Genomic DNA, 18,667 nt, shown 5'->3' with positions numbered 1-18,667 from the left:
TATAATATCAATCCATCTAGTAAAATCAAATATAAAGAAAAAGAGATGTACATCAACTGTACATCCCTGCCTTTTTAAAAATTCTCCAGTGCTTTCCCATCCATTCGCTGGACTGGATATGGTGGGCATACAAGCAACTTCCCCTTGATTACTGATTCGTCTTCCTCATTCTTCCCAGTAACAGTAATCTCGACTGTATGCTTGCCCTTGTTAACTTCTGTTACTTCAAATAGGAACTGGACAGTCCCATAGTGGTAAATTGGTTTAACATATTCTATATCCTGTTTTAAAATATGGCTTCCCGGTCCAGGCAAATACTTTGAAACTGCAGAAGTAATGATTCCATTCAGCATGATTGCCGGAACAATCGGTTTTTCGTATGGCGTCTGGGAAGCATAGTCATGCTGGATGTATAAAGGATTTGCATCATTGGTTAACCCCAGGTAAAGCAGCAAATCCTTGTCCTCAATTTTTTCAGTCAAAGTCAGCTTTTCACCAACAGTGATTTCTTCAAGCTTCCTTCCAAGCTTACGTTTTCTTCCAAGCAGCATAGCCCTTTACCCCTTTGCAATCGAAGTTTGGATATTTGCAATCCATTCCCTTGTCCAAAAACAATATACTTATTAATTTCTGCAAAAAAATCGGGGAATATTCCCCGATTTCCAAATGATCCTTAAGCAAGAACCTGCATAACACTTCGTACAGACTCAGCAGACTTATCAAGCGCTGCCTTTTCTTCTTCTGTCAATTCAAGCTCAATAACCTTTTCAATGCCACCTGCTCCAAGGATCGTAGGGACACCAAGGTAAATACCCTCGTATCCGTATTCCCCTTCAAGATAAGCGATAGCCGGAAGAACACGGCGCTGGTCTTTCAGGATCGCTTCACACATTTCCACCAGCGAGGCTGCTGGTGCGTAGTATGCGCTTCCATTTCCAAGAAGGTTGACAATCTCGCCGCCGCCCTTGCGTGTACGTTCAACGATGGCATCGAGGCGTTCTTTCGGAATAAGAGTTTCCAGCGGAATACCGCCAGCATATGAATAACGTACTAGAGGAACCATGTCATCACCATGGCCGCCAAGGACAAATCCTGTCACATCTTTTACAGACAGATTAAGTTCCTGTGCCACGAATGTACGGAAACGAGCAGTATCAAGAACACCAGATTGACCGATCACTCGGTTCTTAGGGAAGCCTGACTCTTTGAAAATAGTATAAGTCATGGCATCAACCGGGTTGGTCAGTACCACGATAAAGCAGTCTGGAGAATGCTTTGCGATTTCCTGAGCAACGCTCTTCATGATTTTCTGGTTGGTCTGGACTAGGTCATCACGGCTCATACCTGGTTTACGTGCAATCCCGGCTGTTACGACGACAATGTCGGAGTCTTTCGTATCTTCATAGCTTGATGTACCTGTAATATTCGCATCAAAACCTTGAACCGGACTTGCTTCAAGCATATCAAGCGCTTTGCCTTTTGTAGGGTTTTCCATCTGCGGAATGTCGACTAATACCACATCCCCAAGTTCCTTTTGTGCAAGCAAGAATGCTGTAGTTGCTCCTGTGAATCCCCCACCAATGACCGAAATCTTTTTGCGTTTCAATGACATAAGGCTTCCTCCTCAGAACATTAAAGTTTTACATGAACTTTGAAAAATTTTATTTAAAGGCTATCCACAGGAATAACCTCCAGGCATGCATCCATCCGCGTGGATGGAGCATGCCTGGTTTTTTCCAATGAATAGCCTTTTAAACTAAAACCGATTATTCCATGTTCTTGATCAGTTCATCACCGAACTCAGAAGTCTTCACTTCTGTAGCGCCATCCATCAAACGAGCGAAGTCATAAGTTACAACCTTAGATGCGATTGACTTTTCCATTGACTTGACGATTAAGTTAGCAGCTTCAGTCCAGCCAAGGTGCTCAAGCATAAGGACGCCTGAAAGAATAACTGAAGATGGGTTGACCTTATCCAAACCAGCATATTTAGGTGCAGTACCATGAGTTGCTTCGAAAATAGCGTGGCCAGTTTCATAATTGATGTTTGCTCCAGGAGCGATACCAATACCGCCAACCTGTGCAGCAAGTGCATCAGAAATATAGTCTCCGTTAAGGTTCATTGTTGCAACAACATCGAACTCTTTAGGACGTGTAAGGATTTGCTGAAGGAAGATATCAGCAATCGCATCTTTAACGATGATTTTGCCAGCAGCTTCTGCATCAGCCTGAGCTTTGTTTGCAGCATCTGTTCCTTGCTCTTCCTTGATCTTGTCATACTGTGCCCATGTGAATACCTTATCACCGAATTCTTTCTCAGCAAGTTCATAACCCCAGTTTTTGAACGCGCCTTCAGTGAATTTCATGATATTGCCTTTATGTACAAGCGTTACTGACTTACGGCCTTCAGTGATGGCGTAATTGATCGCTGAACGTACAAGGCGCTCTGTTCCTTCTTTGGAAACAGGCTTGATACCGAGACCTGAAGTTTCAGGGAAACGGATTTTATTTACTCCCATTTCAGTTTGCAGGAATTCAAGAAGTTTCTTGACTTCATCAGATCCGCTTGCATACTCGATACCAGCATAGATATCCTCAGTGTTTTCACGGAAAATAACCATGTCAGTGTCTTGAGGACGTTTTACAGGAGAAGGAACACCTTCGAACCAGCGAACAGGACGCAGGCACACGAATAGATCCAATTCCTGGCGCAATGCAACGTTAAGAGAGCGGATTCCGCCACCGATAGGTGTTGTTAATGGACCTTTGATCGCGATTAGGTATTCGTTGATTAACTCTAAAGTTTCGCTTGGCAGCCACTCACCAGTCTGGTTGAATGCCTTTTCTCCAGCTAAAACTTCTTTCCAGACAATCTTTTTCTCGCCCTTATATGCTTTTTCAACAGCTGCATCAAGAACGCGTACAGAAGCTGCCCAGATATCAGGACCTGTTCCGTCACCTTCGATAAAAGGAACGATTGGATTGTTTGGTACGTTTAATACTCCATTGGAAACTGTGATTTTTTCACCTTGCATTATATTCTCTCCCTCCGAAAATCATTCATTGCAGAATCATAGGTTAGACAGCCATATGCACTGCTAACCCTTCGGCAGGGGAGCCAATTTTCAGGCAAGCTGCTGATGCAGCCTGTTTGGACTGGCTTCCCCCACACTACTATTACAGCAATTTTTCACTGAAAAGTAAAATATTGCTCCTTATCTTTTTTCAATCGCTACGTATTCTTGCTTTCCTGGTCCAGTGTAATCTGCACGCGGACGGATCAAACGATTATTTTCATATTGTTCTAGAATGTGAGCGAGCCATCCTGATACACGGCTTACAGCGAAAATCGGCGTGAACAGATCATGGTCAATTCCCAGGCTGTGGTATACAGATGCAGAATAGAAGTCTACGTTTGGCGGAAGATTCTTTTCGCCAGTTACGATTTCTTCAATTTTAGTAGACATTTCATACCAGTGAGGTTCACCTGTCATTTCAGTAAGTCGCTTGGACATTTCTCTCAGGTGCTTGGCACGAGGGTCTCCCTGTCGGTAAACACGGTGCCCAAAGCCCATGATTTTCTCTTTGTTGGCAAGCTTTTCGCGAATAGCAGGCTCTACATTTTCAAGTGTAGCAATTTCAGTCAGCATTTTCATTACTGCCTCGTTTGCTCCGCCATGAAGAGGTCCCTTCAATGCACCGATTGCAGCTGTCACACCTGAATACACATCAGAAAGTGTCGCCACACAAACACGCGCTGTGAATGTTGAAGCATTAAGTTCATGATCCGCATGCAGGACAAGAGCTTTGTTCATCGCTTCTACTGCTACAGCTTCCGGTTCTTCACCTGTCAGCATATAAAGGAAGTTTGCAGCGAAATTCAGGTCTTCTCTTGGCGCGATTGGCTCCAGGCCTTTTCTGACTCTGGCAAAAGCTGTAACGATTGCTGGCATTTTCGCCTGAAGGCGGATCGCTTTAAGATAATTCGCTTCGCTTTCCATTACATCAGCTTCGTCATCATATAATCCTAAAAGAGATACAGCCGAACGAAGTGCAGCCATTGGGTGGACTTTATCGATTGGGTACATCTTGAAATGCTCAAGAACTTCTTTTGGCAAAGCCGCGTTCTCAGCAAGCTGCTTCTTCAATTCGTCCAATTCAGCTGCTGTAGGAAGCTTGCGATGCCATAATAGGTAGATAACTTCTTCGAAACTAGCATTCTCAGCTAAATCATCAATGTCATAGCCAACATAAGTCAGCGTATCATCAATAATCGAACTGATTGAGGATGTTGTTGCCACAACCCCTTCTAGACCACGTGTTACTGTCATACTCATTCTCTCCTTTGTAGTTAATTTCCCCATATCCCATTTGTCTGCATGTTGAAATGCTGTAAAAAAACAGCGATCAGAAAAAAAGAAATTTCTGACACTTTTATAAGCCTGCAAGGGCTCCGAAAAGCCGGATCGATTCCCCCGGCAACAGACCAATACGCAGCAGCCAGCCTGCTCTTGCCGCCCATTTTCGAGCGCTTGCTCAGGCAGACAGCAAAAAGAAAATGCTTACATTTTATTTTATGGAAAAACTACCGTGGAATTTGCTTCTGTCACCTATTAGCGAGTGGAAGCTGTTACAAGTCCTATTATAAACAATTATCTGACTTTTGTGAACGAAAACAACTTAAAACAATATAAAATATTATTTTACAAAAAAGCTATTTAAAGAAATCAAAGAACTTCATTGCTGCAAAAGCAATGCCTGCTCCAATAAGCGGGCCTACTGCAACGCCCTTAAACAAGGATACTGCCAAAATGGTTCCCAGCACCAACGCTGTCGTTATGTGCGGGTCCTCGGAAAGCAGCGTTACACCGCCTTTGGCAAGAAGTGCTACCGCCATTCCGGAAACTAGCGCAATCCAGGCATAAGGGGATTTGAAGGCTCCAGATAAATCCTTAAATCCTATATCCCCGCTTGCGATCGGTGCCAGGACAGCAATCGTTATGACCGTTACTCCCCAATTTATGCCCTTTCCCTGAACAATGGAGAAGGTTTTCGCTTCCATACCTGCTATTTTCATAACAAGCAAAACCAATACCGCAATAATTAATGACTGGTTTTTGGCTAAAAAACCGATGACCAAAAGCGTTATTAAAAATAGCAACGGTTCGAGCATTTCTTATTCATCCTTCCACGGTTAAAACTATTGTAACATAATTAAAAATATTACACCAAAAAACAAATACCTGCTGGTTTTCATTTGATTATAATTCCCAAATATTTGTCCAATCAAATTAACTTTACCCTTTTAGAGGATTTTTTATTTTACGGTCGAATCTTTTTTAAACATAACCCGTATATCATTGGAAACTTTCCGGATTGCCGAAAAAGGAAAACAAGGCGATTATCATTTCTTATGCTGCAAAAAAGAGGTTATAAAAGGAGGATCCTGTTTGAATACCGTTTATCTTCAGAGGACATTAAGATTCATCCTCGTCATCGGTGCCGTTATCGGGGGGGCGATCGCCCTGTTTTACGTATCCAAGGTTACATACCCTTTTATCATCGGTTTCCTGATAGCATTCATGATGAACCCGCTCGTCAATTTTTTTCAGGAAAAAGCAAAAATGCCAAGGGCCCTGGCCGTTATTGTCTCCCTGATCCTGATTATGTCAGTATTTGCTGGGTTAATTACCTTGCTTGTTGTGGAAATCGCCTCTGGCGCTGAATACCTGGCAAGAGTTGTTCCTGATCATTTAGTTACATTGATTGATTACATCGAGCACTTATTCGCAGCCCAGATCATCCCGCTCTATAATCAGCTTGCCGGATTGTTCCAAAACCTTGATGCAGGGCAGCAGGATACGATCATGAGTAATATCCAGAATGTCGGTGCTACCATTGGTACAACTGCTGGCAATTTCATTAAAAATCTTTTCGGCAATATCCCGAATATCATCTCCTGGCTGCCTAACGCAGCCACAGTGCTGATCTTTTCTTTACTCGGTACATTCTTCATCAGCAAGGACTGGTACCGTCTATCTGCACTTGGAAACCGTTTCCTGCCAAAACGGGCAAGAAGCAGCAGTAAAACTGTATTCGATGATTTAAAGAAAGCACTTTTTGGATTTATCAAAGCACAGGCAACCTTGATTTCGATCACTACAGTTATCATTTTAATCGGCCTGCTGATCCTTCGAGTGGATTATGCCATCACGATTGCGCTGGTGACCGGAATTGTGGACATTATCCCTTATCTGGGAACAGGTGCAGTTTTCGTACCATGGATCATTTACGAGGCGATCGCAGGGGAAATGAGCATGGCCATTGGTTTAGGAATCCTTTATATCGTCGTCCTGGTACAGCGTCAAGTGATGGAACCGAAAATCCTGTCTTCAAGTATCGGCCTTGACCCTCTTGCTACCCTGATCGCCTTGTTTGTAGGCTTCAAGACAATCGGCTTCCTCGGATTAATTGCCGGCCCTGTCGTTCTTGTCATTTACAACACCCTTCAAAGGGCAAATGTATTCCGCGATTTATGGAGCTTTATAAAGGGCAAAAATGAGGTAATCATTAAATAACGATCTGTTCGTATATTCAGCATAAAGAACCGCCAGCCCTCACACAAGGACTGGCGGTTTTGATTTGCTTATCTTATCACCTTGATATTATCTTTATCAATCCAGTTCCTGAAGGCTTTCATCATTAATACCTTGAAAAATTTCCGTGTTGGCGGCGCCAGCAGCAAAATGCCAAGGATATCAGTGACAAAGCCCGGTGTCAGCAGCAAGGTGCCTCCTACCAGGACACTTATTCCATCAAGTATCGCATCCCCGGGCATCATACCTCTTCTTAGTTGTTCCTGGGTTCTTCTGATTGTCTCAAGACCCTGCTGTTTGGCAAGATACGCACCCAGGAATCCCGTGAGGATAATGAGCAGGATGGTTGGCCAAACACCTATCGTTTGCCCGGAATAAAGAAGGATGCCAATCTCAGCTGCCGGGACAATCACTAAAAATAGAAAAAAATATTTCATCTTCCACCTCTAATTATTTGTTTAGCCTGTCCTTCTATTATATGAATAGGAGGCAGGTGAATACAACTAATTGAATTTTGAGCTTGGTCCCTTATTTACCAGCCGATATCTTGATGACCCTGTATATCATGCTAAATAAAAAAAGGATGGGTGCTCCCCATCCTTTTATATATCTATTTTACAGAATGCTCGCACGTCCGTTGTAAACTACGCCTCGAGCAGAGTCTACTGTAATAACCTGTCCATCGCGGAAAAGAGTCATAGCGTTTTCGACACCGACTATTACAGGGATTCCAAGGTTAAGTCCGACTACAGCTGCGTGGCTTGTCAAACCGCCTTCTTCTGTAATTAAAGCCCGGCATTTTTCAAGAGCTGGAACCATGTCACGGTCAGTACCGATTGTGACGAGGATGCTTCCCTGTGTCACTTTGCTCATTGCTTCGTTCGCATCTTTAGCGACAACGACGCTGCCATAAGCTGATTTGCGGCCAATTCCCTGCGCTTTAGCAAGAACATCACCCACAACATGAATCTTCATCAGGTTTGTAGTTCCCGCTTCGCCCACCGGTACACCAGCAGTGATGACAACCAGGTCACCATGTGTCACTAGGCCGCTGTTTACACTTTGATCTACTGCAACTGATAGCATTTCATCAGTTGTTTCTGCCTTCTGGCCCAGCTGCGGATATACGCCCCAAACCAATGCCAGGCGTCTGACAACCTGTTCATTTGATGTGACAGCAACAATTGGTGCTTTTGGACGGTATCTAGAAATCATCCTCGCTGTATGACCGCTTTCAGTTGGGGTGATAATTGCATTCACCTCAAGGTTTAAAGCTGTATGTGCAACCGATTGCCCTATGGCATCTGTAATATTGTGATCGGTATCCTTGCTTCGTGCAGATAAAAGTTCCTTATGATTCAGCGCCTGTTCAGCACGAGACGCGATATTGTGCATTGTCTGGACAGCTTCCACAGGATATTGCCCTGCAGCAGTCTCACCTGAAAGCATGATTGCATCAGTTCCGTCGAAAATTGCATTCGCAACATCACTTGCTTCCGCGCGTGTCGGACGAGGATTGCGCTGCATGGAGTCAAGCATTTGTGTAGCTGTGATAACAGGCTTTCCAAGCGCATTGCATTTCTTGATCAGTTCTTTTTGAACTAGCGGCACTTCTTCAGCTGGAATTTCTACACCAAGGTCTCCACGTGCAACCATCAAACCATCAGATACTTCGAGGATTTCATCGATATTATCGACACCTTCCTGGTTTTCAATCTTAGGGATGATCTGGATGTGCGATCCGTTGTTATCTTCAAGAAGCTGGCGAATCTCCAATACATCAGTCGCGCGGCGCACAAATGATGCAGCGATGAAATCGACGCCCTGCTCGATACCGAATAGGATATCCTGTGCGTCTTTTTCAGTGATTCCAGGAAGCTTTACAGAAACACCTGGTACGTTAACGCCTTTTTTGTTTTTAAGCGTCCCACTGTTCAAAACCTTCGTTTTGATTTCATTATTAGCCTTGTCGATGCTGATTACTTCTAATCCAATCAAGCCGTCATCCAAAAGGATTTTAGCACCTGAATGGATATCTTCAATCAATCTTTCATAAGTAACCGAGAACTTTTCCGGTGTACCAAGGACCTCTTTCATGGAAACGATACATTCCTGGCCGGATACAAGCTCAATCGCTCCATTTTCCATGTCGTTCGTACGGATTTCAGGGCCTTTCGTATCAAGCAGGATGCCTACTTTCTTCCCTGTTTTCTCGGATGCTTCTCTGATACTCTTGATGCGTGCACCGTGTTCTTCGTGGCTGCCATGTGAAAAATTCAAACGGGAAACATTCATCCCGGCTTCCATTAATTGAACCAATTGATCTACACTTTCACTTGCGGGACCTATCGTACAGACAATTTTTGTTTTGCGCATAGCTCGCAACCTCCTGGTTTACTGTTAAGCGATTAAATAGATAATTCTTTGGACAATTTGTATAAGTTCAAATCAACTGTATGCGTTTTTCCTAGTGCCTCAATGATATCATAGTCTACAATCTGGTTTTTTTCTATACCGACTGCTCGTCCGCCCTTGCCTTCAAGCAATAGCTCGACCGCGCGCGCACCCAGTCTGCTGGCAAGAACCCTATCAAAGGCAGTTGGAGAACCTCCACGCTGCATATGGCCAAGAACCGATACCCTTGTATCGAAATCCGTTTCTTCTTTTAATTTATTAGCAAACTCATAACCGTTCATTACGCCTTCCGCCACAATGATAATACTGTGTTTCTTTCCGCGTTCATGGCCCTTTTTAAGACGGTCCGCAATATCTTTCATATCATGAGGATCTTCGGGAATCAGGATGGTTTCGGCTCCGCCTGCAAGTCCGGCCCATAAAGCAAGATCCCCTGCGTTACGGCCCATTACCTCAACAACAAAAGTTCTTTCATGAGAAGACGCAGTATCACGGATTTTATCGATTGCATCAATAACAGTATTCAAAGCTGTATCGAATCCAATCGTAAATTCAGTACCAGGGATATCATTGTCGATCGTACCAGGCACGCCGACACATGGAAAACCTTGTTCAGTCAAAGCCTTTGCACCTCTATAGGAACCATCTCCGCCAATGACAACAAGTCCATCGATTCCGAAATTCTTTAGCTGTTCAATTCCTTTTTGCTGGCCTTCCTTCGTCTTGAACTCTTCACTTCTTGCAGAATAAAGGAATGTACCGCCACGATGAATGATGTCACCCACTGAACCCAACTCAAGTTTCTTGATATTTCCGCTCATAAGTCCAGCATAACCGCCATAAACACCAAACACTTCAATGTCATGATAGATTCCTTTTCTAACTACCGCACGGACAGCAGCATTCATTCCGGGAGAGTCCCCTCCGCTTGTCAATACACCTATTCTTTTCATAATCTTTCACCTCATTCGGTATCATCTATGTACTCTGTATCATAAACAGCCTTACGTTTTAACTAATGAAGCAATCTTGTCTTATTATAAACAGAATACCCGGGAATATTTCTAAAATAACATGTAGGTTACGGTATCTCAACTGAATCCTCAATATTGACATAAAGACGGAATTATCATATAACTGCAAGCGCTTTAATTATCCTGAACTGGGCTGAATTTGGAAATTAACATCCTAAACCCGAGAGTTTAAAGCCTTTCAGAGGAATTTTTGTTCAAATAGTACTTCTCTATTAGGTTGAAAGGAATGTCTAAATAAAAATAATAAAACGTGCATTATGCACGTTTTATTTTACCCCTATAAATTCATTGGAAAACGAAAACTCGCCAATTCGTTTATATTTCTCATAGCGCTGATCGATAAGCGCACTCTCACTCATCTTTAAAAGCTGGGCCATTGAATCCTTCAATATCTTGTCCATATACTTTGCCTGCTGGGCAAGATCCTTATGGGCACCGCCCTTAACTTCCGGGATGATCTCATCGATAATCCCCAGTTCCTTAAGGTCGGGTGCAGTGATTTTCATTGATTCGGCAGCCCTTTTCGCCTGGGTTGAATCCTTCCATAATATCGCTGCTGCTCCCTCCGGAGAAATGACGGAGTATGTGGAGTTTTCCAGCATATGAATATAGTTTCCTACACCAAGGGCAAGTGCGCCGCCGCTGCCGCCTTCCCCGATGACCACGCAAATCACAGGAACCTTAAGGCCAGCCATCTCAAACAGGTTGCGGGCAATCGCTTCACTCTGGCCGCGTTCTTCTGCTGCCTTTCCAGGGTAGGCACCTTTTGTATCAATAAAGCAAATGATCGGGCGATTGAATTTTTCCGCCTGCTTCATCAATCTTAAAGCTTTGCGGTAGCCTTCAGGATGCGGCATGCCGAAATTCCGGCGGATATTTTCTTTCGTATCCTTGCCTCGCTGATGGCCGATGACTGTAACTGGGTAGCCATGGAACTTCGCAATTCCTCCAACAATCGCTTCATCATCCCCGAATGCCCTGTCTCCATGGCATTCAAAGAAGTCTGTGAACAACAGTTTGATATACTCAAGTGTGGTCGGACGATTAGGATGACGGGCAATCTGGACCCTGTCCCATGGTTTCATATTTTCATAAATTTCGGATTCCAGCTTTTCAAGCCTTGCTTCCAATTTATCGATTTCAGATGATAAATCCACATCGGTATTTTGTGTGAATTCTTTAAGCTCACTGATTTTTTTTCTTAGTTCCAATACCGGTTTTTCAAATTCTAGTTCTCCTGCCATTCGAAAGTCCCTCCTGGCTGATGAATTTCAAGTATTCCTGCAATCTTTTCCTTCAGTTCTGTCCTGGAAATCACGGCATCGAGCTGTCCATGCTTCAATAAAAATTCAGATGTCTGAAAATCCTCAGGAAGTTCTTCACGAATCGTCTGTTCAATGATCCTGCGGCCGGCAAAACCAATCAGTGCTCCCGGTTCTGCCAGATTATAATCTCCCAGGGATGCAAAGCTCGCAGATACTCCCCCGGTGGTTGGATGGGTCATGATCGAGATAATCAAGCCTCCATTATCACTAAACCTTTTAAGCGCGACACTGGTTTTTGCCATTTGCATAAGGCTTAAGACGCCTTCCTGCATCCTGGCGCCTCCAGAAGCTGTGAAGATGATGAATGGGATTGAGAGCTCATCAGCTTTTTCAATCGCTCTTGTAATCTTTTCACCTACGACCGATCCCATACTGCCCATGCGGAAGGTAGAATCCATGATTGCGACTACAGCATCGAGGCCATTGACAGCACCAATTCCCGTAACGACTGCCTCGTTTAAGCTGGTCTTTTGGCGATCTTTTTCCAGCTTTTCTTCATATTCAGGGAAACCGAGTGGGTTGCCTGACACCATTTCACGATCCAGCTCATGGAAACTTCCGGCATCCAGGAAACTCTCGATCCTTTCAGCTGAATCCATTGGATGATGATAACCGCATTGGATACATACCTTGCAGTTTTTATTCAATTCTTTTGTATACATGATTTTTTTGCAATTAGGACATTTAGTCATGATTCCTTCAGGCACATCTTGCTTTGCTGCTTCAGAAGGAATTGTTGCGTACTTCTTCTTCTTTGTCTTTGTAAAAAGCTCTTTTAGCAAAGTAAAACCCCCTCCGTATTCTTGCTAGTATATTAATACCAAGTTTAGGTAATTCTCCCTAGTGGTCAGACCACTACCTCAAAAAAGAAAGAACTGCTTTCAAAGTATCTAAAGCATGTCCACTAGTATAGCCTGTTTAATAGACAAAGATTGTTAGTTCATGTCGTCAACGAGTCGACATTTTCCGCAGCTCGCGATACTTCTCAAGAATCAGATCCTCTTTTTTGCCGGCAAGTGAGTCAACCAGCAGGTGGTATTCTGATTTTTCAGCCGGTGAGACCTTTAATTCAAGCGATTTATAATATTCATTCAATATATTCCAGATTCGATAGAAAAGATGGTTGTCTGCTAAATCTGCTATTCTTTTGAAGAATTCCTCATCTTCAAAATTATGTTCATCAATCCATGCTTTCAAACCTTGCAATTCCGCTTCTTGCGATTTTGCAGCAGCCAGGTAGAGGCAGTCAACTTCTACCATATATTTAGTCTCGACGACATCCTTCTTCGCTTTTTCGTCCTGCAGGATAAAGGTACTTAATAGCTGGACCAGCTGGTTGCCCCGAAAATCCCGGATGAAGGTTCCTTCCCCTCTCCTCGTTTCGATCAGTCCAAGGAGCTCCAGTGCCCTAAGTCCCTCACGAACGGAGGAACGCCCCGCATTGAGGCGTTCGGAAAGCTCACGTTCTGATGGGATTTTATCTCCAGCTTTTAAGCCGTCTTTTTTAATCATTTCTCTTAGCTGCCTGACTATTTCCACGTATACCTTCGTGTTCTTTTCAGGTTGTGTCACTTAGTGTTCACTCACCTTTTCCAATAATCGCAAGGCGCAATGTCCGCTCTTTTACCTCTTCTGGATCCACTTTGATGCGGGCAACGCCTGTTTCCATCGCTGCCTTTGCAACTGCTGCTGCAACCTCAGGTGCAACACGCGGGTCAAATGGTGCAGGAATCACGTAGTCGCTTGAAAGCTCTGATTCATCAATCAATCCCGCGATGGCATTCACTGCCGCAACCTTCATTTTTTCATTGATATGGGTTGCTCTGGCATCCAATGCACCTCGGAAAATTCCCGGGAAGGCAAGAACATTATTGACCTGGTTAGGGAAATCAGAACGTCCCGTACCAATCACCCTGGCACCTGCAGCTTTCGCTTCCTCCGGCATGATTTCCGGAACCGGGTTAGCCATGGCGAAAATAATCGCATCGCTGTTCATAGTCTGGATCATTTCAGGAGTCAGGGCTCCAGCTACTGAAACGCCGATGAAGACATCTGCGCCTTTCATAGCCTCAGCCAAATCACCTTTAACATTGTCCCTGTTCGTGAATTTAGCCACTTCATCCTTGATTGAATTCATGCCGACAGGACGGCCCTCATAGATGGCACCCTTTGTGTCGCACATGATGATATCACGGACACCGTAAGAGTAAAGAAGCTTGATAATCGCAATACCTGCAGCACCGGCTCCATTGGCAACTACTTTAATTTCGTTCATTTTCTTGCCGACAATTTTCAGCGCATTGACTAAACCAGCAACTGTTACGATAGCAGTTCCGTGCTGGTCATCGTGAAATACCGGTATATTGGTTTCTTTTTTCAGGCGTTCTTCAATGACGAAGCAATTAGGAGCAGCAATATCCTCCAGGTTAACCCCGCCAAATGTAGGCTCGAGCAGCTTGACTGTCTCGACGATTTTGTCAATATCCGTTGTATTCAAACAAATCGGGAAGGCATCTACTCCAGCAAAGCTTTTAAATAGCACTGCTTTACCTTCCATTACTGGCAATGCAGCTTCAGGGCCGATATTCCCAAGGCCGAGTACAGCTGTACCATCTGACACAACCGCAACCATATTGCCTTTCATTGTATAGTCGTAAACTGTTTCTGGTTTATCATATATTTCCTTGCAAGGCTCCGCTACCCCGGGAGAATAAGCAAGGCTCAAATCCCTGGCATTGGCAACAGGAACTTTTGATTTAGATTCCAATTTTCCTTTATGGATACGGTGCATATGCAAAGCTTCTTCGCGTAAAGTCAACTTAGGTCCACTCCTTATTTAATTGAAAAAGTGCCATTTCCAGTGGTCTGACCACACATATCTTTTTTCAATATAACACATCTACTATACTTGTAAAAGGCTAATTTTTCTCGACGACGTTATTTTCACCAAGTATTACCTTCAGATCAGCAAGGCATTCTTTTGAATTGCTGATCCGTAAATCAGGGGGCATCAGGATCGATTTTTCTGTTTCCTCGTTATAAACGATAACAGGAACAGCACCATGATATTTTTTCAGCAAAGCTTTTATCTCTGCCATTTTTCCAGCAGTGTCACTGCCCTTCTTTATTCTTAAATAGACGACCGTTTTTTGCTGCTGGCCTTTTTCTGCTTCCTTCTCGAGGTCAAGAACTGTTTGGATTACAAACTGGCTTTTTCCGTCCCGCTTGTCGAATTTGCCTTCTATTAAAGCCATTTTACCCTGGGTCAAAATATGCCCGAATTGCTTGAAGACTGCCGGGAAAACCACCGCTTCCGTTTCCCCGCTTGCATCGCTCAAAGTCAGGAATGCCATTGCTTCGCCCTTTTTCGTCCGGATTTTTTTCTGCTCGGTTACATATACTCCGAGCCTCACCTTTGGTCCTGACGGTTGGGCAGCAATCGTTTTTACGCCAGCAGCTTTGAATTCTTTTTCATGAATGGAGACCGGATGCTTTGAAAGATAGACTCCCAGGACTTCCTTTTCGAGACTTAGCTTGTCTTCAATCCTCATCGGGTCTACTTCTGTATACTTTGGCTTCAAAGTAAATTCTGCCTCTGCAAACATATCGATCTGGCCGCTGTCCTCAGGAGCTACCAGCTGGGCGTGTTCAATCGCCACATCGATCGTTGCCAGCATAACTGCCCGGTCATGGCCGAATTCATCAAATGCGCCAGCATAAATCAAGGACTCCAGCACTTTTCGGGAAGCTGCTTTGTGAGGGACTCGAATGCAAAAATCGAACAGGTCCTTGAATGGCTGATTCCTTCTAGCCTGGAAGATCTCCCTAAGTGACGCGATCCCTACACCTTTGATGCCCGCCAGGCTGTATCGGACCGCTTCACCTTCGGGCTGGAAGCTAAAGGAGCTCTTGTTGATGGAAGGCGGCAGCAGCTTGATTCCCATCTGCTGCATCTCCCGTGCATACTGGGCAATCTTTGCATCATTCCCTATGGCTGAGGAAAGGAGCGACGCCATGAAATACAGCGGGAAATGCGCCTTGAGGTAGGCAAGCTGATAGGCGATCATACTGTAGGCAACAGCATGGCTCCGGTTGAAACCATAATTGGCAAACCTGACAATAAGGTCATAAATTGTCTTTGCTGTTTGAGAATCATACCCTTTCCTTAAAGCGCCTTGGACAAAATGCTCACGCTCATGGTCGAGGACTTCCTTCTTTTTCTTACTCACCGCTCTCCTTAACAAATCTGCCTCTCCGAGAGAGAAACCTGCCATCTTAGAGGCAATCTGCATAATTTGCTCCTGATAGACAATGACGCCATATGTATTACCAAGGATCCCCTGAAGATCTTGGTGGTAATAGTCAATGGGCTTCCTGCCGTGCTTGCGGTCGATGAAAAGCGGAATGTTTTCCATCGGACCTGGCCGGTATAGGGCATTGACAGCTACTATGTCTTCAAAACGGCCAGGCTCAAGCCTTGTTAATACCTTTCTCATACCCTCCGACTCTAGCTGGAAAATCCCAGTGGTCTCACCCCTGCTTAAAAGCTGGAATGTTGGTTCATCATCAAAGGGAATATCATGAATATCGAGCTTGCGGCGGGTCTTTTGCTGAATGGAATGAAGGATTGTATCAATTAATGTCAAATTTCTCAATCCAAGGAAATCCATCTTGAGCAAGCCGATTTCCTCGAGGTGATCCATCGAATATTGGGTCAGGAAGACCTTTCCCTGTCCAGACTGGATCGGCACGACGTTCGTCAGCGGCTGTTCACTGATGACGACACCAGCTGCGTGAGTGGAGGTGTGCCTTGGCAAGCCTTCAAGCTTAATCGCTGTCTCGAGGATTCGTTTATTCTTTGGGGATTCCTCCATAAATCCGCGAAGTCCCTCTGATTCGTTAATTGCCTGTTCCAGTGTAATTCCGAGTCTGGAGGGCACCAGCCGGGAAAGACGGTCCAGCTCTTTTGTGTTCAAACCGAATGCCCGTCCAACATCCCTGACTGCGGCTTTGGCGGCCAGAGTGCCAAAGGTGGCTATTTGGGCCACATGGAGCTCACCGTATTTGGAAGCGACATATTCGATTACCTCATCCCGGCGATTATCTGGGAAGTCAATATCGATATCGGGCATCGAAATTCTTTCAGGATTCAGGAATCTCTCAAACAGCAGCTCATGTTCGATAGGATCGACATCCGTTATGGAAAGGACATAAGAAACGATTGACCCTGCTGCAGAGCCACGGCCTGGCCCGACAAGAATGCCTTTTTCTTTAGCGTATTTAATGAAGTCCCATACGATCAGGAAGTAATCACTGAACTTCATTTTTTTAATAACAGAAAGCTCGTATTTCAGCCTCGCTATATGTTCATCCGCAGGATTTCCATATCGCTCTTTCAGGCCTTCGAAGCATTGGATCTCCAGTAAGTCATCTGCGCTTTGTCCATTTTCAACAGGATATTTAGGCAGATGCCTGGATTCAAAATCAAGCATGACATTGCAGTTTTCAGCAATGAGAAGGGTATTTTCCAGAGCTTCTGGATACTCACTGAAAAGTTCACCCATTTCTGCAGCAGTTTTCAGATAAAATTCATCGCTCTCCAGCCTTTCTCTGCCATCGTCGGAAAGCTTATCTCCATTCTTGATGGCTAACAGACACTCCTGGGCAAATGAATCCTCCTTGTCCAAATAATGCACCTGGTTCGTTGCGGCAAGTGGGGTTTCCGTCCTTTGCCCCATTGCTGCCACCTGTTGCATCAAAGCTTTTTGTTCGGCTATCCCATGATCCTGCAGCGATAAATAAAAATGCCCGCCGCCAAACATCTTTTTATAAAGCTCCAAAGCCTTAAGGGCTTTCTCCTGTTCACCGTTTAACAAATAGTATTCTATTTCACCCTTGGTTCCCGGCGTAAGGGCATATAAGCCTGAAGCATAGTGCTTCAGCCATTTTACCGGTATGCCTTCTGGAGATTTCGTCTGCACAGCACTTGAGATTTTCATCAGGTTTTCGAAGCCCTGATTATTTCGCGCCAGGAGAACTAGCGGGAAGGATTCGTTCTCTGTTAATTCGCTGGCTACGTCCACCGTGAGCCCAAGCAATGGTTTGATTGATCGTTTCAGGCATTCTTTATAAAAAGCCACAGTTCCATACATAGCATTCCGATCGGTTAACGCGAGTGCGGAAAATCCTTTTGCCTTTGCATCTTGGACGAGCTGCTCGACAGTCGCCGTGCTAGTAAGCAGGCTGTATGCACTATAGACATGAAGGTGAATAAATGTCATTTTCTCTCACACCCTTAAAAGGTTCATCTATGATTATTATAGGCTGTTATCGCCAAAAAAGAAAATATGTTCTCCTTTTTCGCAACGCAACTTTAAACATATTACATGGTGATTGTCCATATGATGGAATACAGGGTAAATCGATCTTTTTTCAAAGGGTGTATTCTATGAATCAGCCATTTATTCCACATCTGTTCGAAGCTTATTTCATCGCGCTTGGGGTCCTTCTCGGCGGCTCGCTGATTGGCGGGCTTGCTTCTTTCCTGACGGGACAGCCTCTGCTCACTGAAATCGCACGCTTTTCCAGCTCCATCAGGATTTGGGCGATCATTGCGGCGATTGGCGGCACGTTTGACACAGTATACAGCTTCGAAAAGGGGCTGTTGCACGGAGAAACAAAGGATATTTTCAAACAGTTTTTATTGATATTGACTGCCATGGGCGGGGCACAGACCGGTGCACTTCTCATCAGCTGGCTGACACAGGAGCATGTGTAATATGAGGATCCCTCCCTATTACCGCAAGCCGTCATGGCAAAGATTTTTTTCTGGGATGACAGTGGGAGCCATGCTCAGCTGGGTGTTATTTTTATATTTTAATGGTGAAATGATTGAAAAAAACGCCAAAGTCATCCATGAACAAAAGGTTAAGATTGAAGATTTGGAGAATGATATCAAAATTTGGCAGGATGATTATGCAGAACTAAACAAGAAGAATGAAGAAAAGCTGACGGTACAGGAGGTCAAGGTTAAAATCACAAATGATAAAAAATACAAGCTAGATGCCCTCAGCATTTATGAGATTGAAGAACAGACAAAAAGTGATTTGAACATCCTGCTCGCAAAGGATCTTGACTCGGTTTTTAAAAGCCGGGAACTAGTCAACAAGCTGATTGAAAACAAATCCTTCCGGGTCGGGGACAAACGCTATAAACTTAAGATCAAATCAATGGTGATTTATACATCAGTCTCGATCCAGGTTGAACTGATGCTTGATTAGCAGAGCCCCACTGGCAG

Annotated in this window: 16 protein-coding genes; 3 read left to right on the top strand and 13 right to left on the bottom strand. The window is 44.3% G+C overall.

The window, feature by feature from the left end; translation table 11 throughout:
• Window positions 1-74: 74 nt before the first annotated feature.
• From AC3EBE_RS12785 to AC3EBE_RS12765, 5 genes are all read right to left on the bottom strand, one after another.
• A complete protein-coding gene (locus AC3EBE_RS12785) occupies window positions 75-551 on the bottom strand; it encodes a MaoC/PaaZ C-terminal domain-containing protein (protein WP_488595423.1) in 477 nt (158 codons plus the stop codon).
• 122 nt (window positions 552-673) lie between these two features.
• Window positions 674-1,612: a malate dehydrogenase gene (mdh, locus tag AC3EBE_RS12780; RefSeq protein WP_488595422.1), complete on the bottom strand. Its 939-nt coding sequence runs from the start codon at window positions 1,610-1,612 to the stop codon at window positions 674-676.
• A gap of 154 nt (window positions 1,613-1,766) precedes the next feature.
• Window positions 1,767-3,035 (bottom strand): NADP-dependent isocitrate dehydrogenase, encoded by a 1,269-nt coding sequence (icd, locus tag AC3EBE_RS12775; RefSeq protein ID WP_488595421.1) that lies wholly within the window; start codon window positions 3,033-3,035, stop codon window positions 1,767-1,769.
• Between the two features lie 180 nt (window positions 3,036-3,215).
• Window positions 3,216-4,331 carry a citrate synthase gene (gene citZ, locus AC3EBE_RS12770; protein WP_488595420.1) on the bottom strand — a complete coding sequence of 372 codons (1,116 nt, stop codon included), beginning with the start codon at window positions 4,329-4,331 and terminating at the stop codon, window positions 3,216-3,218.
• A 383-nt stretch (window positions 4,332-4,714) separates the two neighbouring features.
• Window positions 4,715-5,173, bottom strand: coding sequence for a DUF441 domain-containing protein (locus tag AC3EBE_RS12765; protein ID WP_488595419.1), 459 nt, complete (start codon window positions 5,171-5,173; stop codon window positions 4,715-4,717).
• Between the two features lie 277 nt (window positions 5,174-5,450).
• On the opposite strand from AC3EBE_RS12765, the gene ytvI reads away from it, so the two are divergent.
• On the top strand, window positions 5,451-6,578 hold the full coding sequence (gene ytvI, locus AC3EBE_RS12760; RefSeq protein ID WP_488595418.1) for a sporulation integral membrane protein YtvI: 1,128 nt from the start codon (window positions 5,451-5,453) through the stop codon (window positions 6,576-6,578).
• A 68-nt stretch (window positions 6,579-6,646) separates the two neighbouring features.
• Here the strand turns inward: ytvI and AC3EBE_RS12755 are convergent, their stop codons facing one another.
• The 8 genes from AC3EBE_RS12755 to dnaE form a co-directional block, all read right to left on the bottom strand.
• Complete coding sequence (locus AC3EBE_RS12755) at window positions 6,647-7,033, bottom strand: FxsA family protein (RefSeq protein ID WP_488595417.1); 387 nt, start codon at window positions 7,031-7,033, stop codon at window positions 6,647-6,649.
• Between the two features lie 178 nt (window positions 7,034-7,211).
• A complete protein-coding gene (pyk, locus tag AC3EBE_RS12750) occupies window positions 7,212-8,972 on the bottom strand; it encodes a pyruvate kinase (RefSeq protein ID WP_488595416.1) in 1,761 nt (586 codons plus the stop codon).
• Window positions 8,973-9,004: 32 nt separating this feature from the next.
• Entirely contained in the window at window positions 9,005-9,964 is a 960-nt protein-coding gene (gene pfkA, locus AC3EBE_RS12745) for a 6-phosphofructokinase (RefSeq protein ID WP_488595415.1), read from the bottom strand.
• A 347-nt stretch (window positions 9,965-10,311) separates the two neighbouring features.
• A complete protein-coding gene (accA, locus tag AC3EBE_RS12740) occupies window positions 10,312-11,289 on the bottom strand; it encodes an acetyl-CoA carboxylase carboxyl transferase subunit alpha (RefSeq protein WP_488595414.1) in 978 nt (325 codons plus the stop codon).
• Window positions 11,274-12,152, bottom strand: coding sequence for an acetyl-CoA carboxylase, carboxyltransferase subunit beta (gene accD / locus AC3EBE_RS12735; protein ID WP_488595413.1), 879 nt, complete (start codon window positions 12,150-12,152; stop codon window positions 11,274-11,276). The genes accA and accD overlap by 16 nt, the downstream gene beginning before the upstream one ends.
• A 166-nt stretch (window positions 12,153-12,318) precedes the next feature.
• Entirely contained in the window at window positions 12,319-12,882 is a 564-nt protein-coding gene (locus AC3EBE_RS12730) for a FadR/GntR family transcriptional regulator (RefSeq protein WP_488595508.1), read from the bottom strand.
• 67 nt (window positions 12,883-12,949) lie between these two features.
• Window positions 12,950-14,188 carry an NADP-dependent malic enzyme gene (gene ystJ / locus AC3EBE_RS12725; RefSeq protein ID WP_488595412.1) on the bottom strand — a complete coding sequence of 413 codons (1,239 nt, stop codon included), beginning with the start codon at window positions 14,186-14,188 and terminating at the stop codon, window positions 12,950-12,952.
• A 100-nt stretch (window positions 14,189-14,288) separates the two neighbouring features.
• Window positions 14,289-17,651 carry a DNA polymerase III subunit alpha gene (dnaE, locus tag AC3EBE_RS12720; RefSeq protein ID WP_488595411.1) on the bottom strand — a complete coding sequence of 1,121 codons (3,363 nt, stop codon included), beginning with the start codon at window positions 17,649-17,651 and terminating at the stop codon, window positions 14,289-14,291.
• Between the two features lie 167 nt (window positions 17,652-17,818).
• Between dnaE and ytrH the strand changes: the two genes are divergently transcribed.
• On the top strand, window positions 17,819-18,148 hold the full coding sequence (gene ytrH / locus AC3EBE_RS12715; protein WP_251479100.1) for a sporulation membrane protein YtrH: 330 nt from the start codon (window positions 17,819-17,821) through the stop codon (window positions 18,146-18,148).
• Between the two features lies 1 nt (window position 18,149).
• The gene (ytrI, locus tag AC3EBE_RS12710; protein WP_488595410.1) at window positions 18,150-18,650 is read left to right on the top strand and encodes a sporulation membrane protein YtrI; all 501 of its coding nucleotides are present in this window, start codon (window positions 18,150-18,152) and stop codon (window positions 18,648-18,650) included.
• Window positions 18,651-18,667 lie beyond the last annotated feature (17 nt).

Source organism: Mesobacillus sp. (assembly GCF_057785455.1).
This window is presented reverse-complemented; position numbering and strand designations above follow the sequence as displayed.

Coding starts and splice junctions, on each gene's coding strand:
- pyk (WP_488595416.1), bottom strand. CDS start 8,972: ATGCGCAAAACAAAAATTGTCTGTACGATAGGTCCCGCAAGTGAAAGT.
- mdh (WP_488595422.1), bottom strand. CDS start 1,612: ATGTCATTGAAACGCAAAAAGATTTCGGTCATTGGTGGGGGATTCACA.
- ytrI (WP_488595410.1), top strand. CDS start 18,150: ATGAGGATCCCTCCCTATTACCGCAAGCCGTCATGGCAAAGATTTTTT.
- accA (WP_488595414.1), bottom strand. CDS start 11,289: ATGGCAGGAGAACTAGAATTTGAAAAACCGGTATTGGAACTAAGAAAA.
- dnaE (WP_488595411.1), bottom strand. CDS start 17,651: ATGACATTTATTCACCTTCATGTCTATAGTGCATACAGCCTGCTTACT.
- AC3EBE_RS12730 (WP_488595508.1), bottom strand. CDS start 12,882: ATGATTAAAAAAGACGGCTTAAAAGCTGGAGATAAAATCCCATCAGAA.
- AC3EBE_RS12765 (WP_488595419.1), bottom strand. CDS start 5,173: ATGCTCGAACCGTTGCTATTTTTAATAACGCTTTTGGTCATCGGTTTT.
- icd (WP_488595421.1), bottom strand. CDS start 3,035: ATGCAAGGTGAAAAAATCACAGTTTCCAATGGAGTATTAAACGTACCA.
- AC3EBE_RS12785 (WP_488595423.1), bottom strand. CDS start 551: ATGCTGCTTGGAAGAAAACGTAAGCTTGGAAGGAAGCTTGAAGAAATC.
- citZ (WP_488595420.1), bottom strand. CDS start 4,331: ATGACAGTAACACGTGGTCTAGAAGGGGTTGTGGCAACAACATCCTCA.
- AC3EBE_RS12755 (WP_488595417.1), bottom strand. CDS start 7,033: ATGAAATATTTTTTTCTATTTTTAGTGATTGTCCCGGCAGCTGAGATT.
- pfkA (WP_488595415.1), bottom strand. CDS start 9,964: ATGAAAAGAATAGGTGTATTGACAAGCGGAGGGGACTCTCCCGGAATG.
- ytrH (WP_251479100.1), top strand. CDS start 17,819: ATGAATCAGCCATTTATTCCACATCTGTTCGAAGCTTATTTCATCGCG.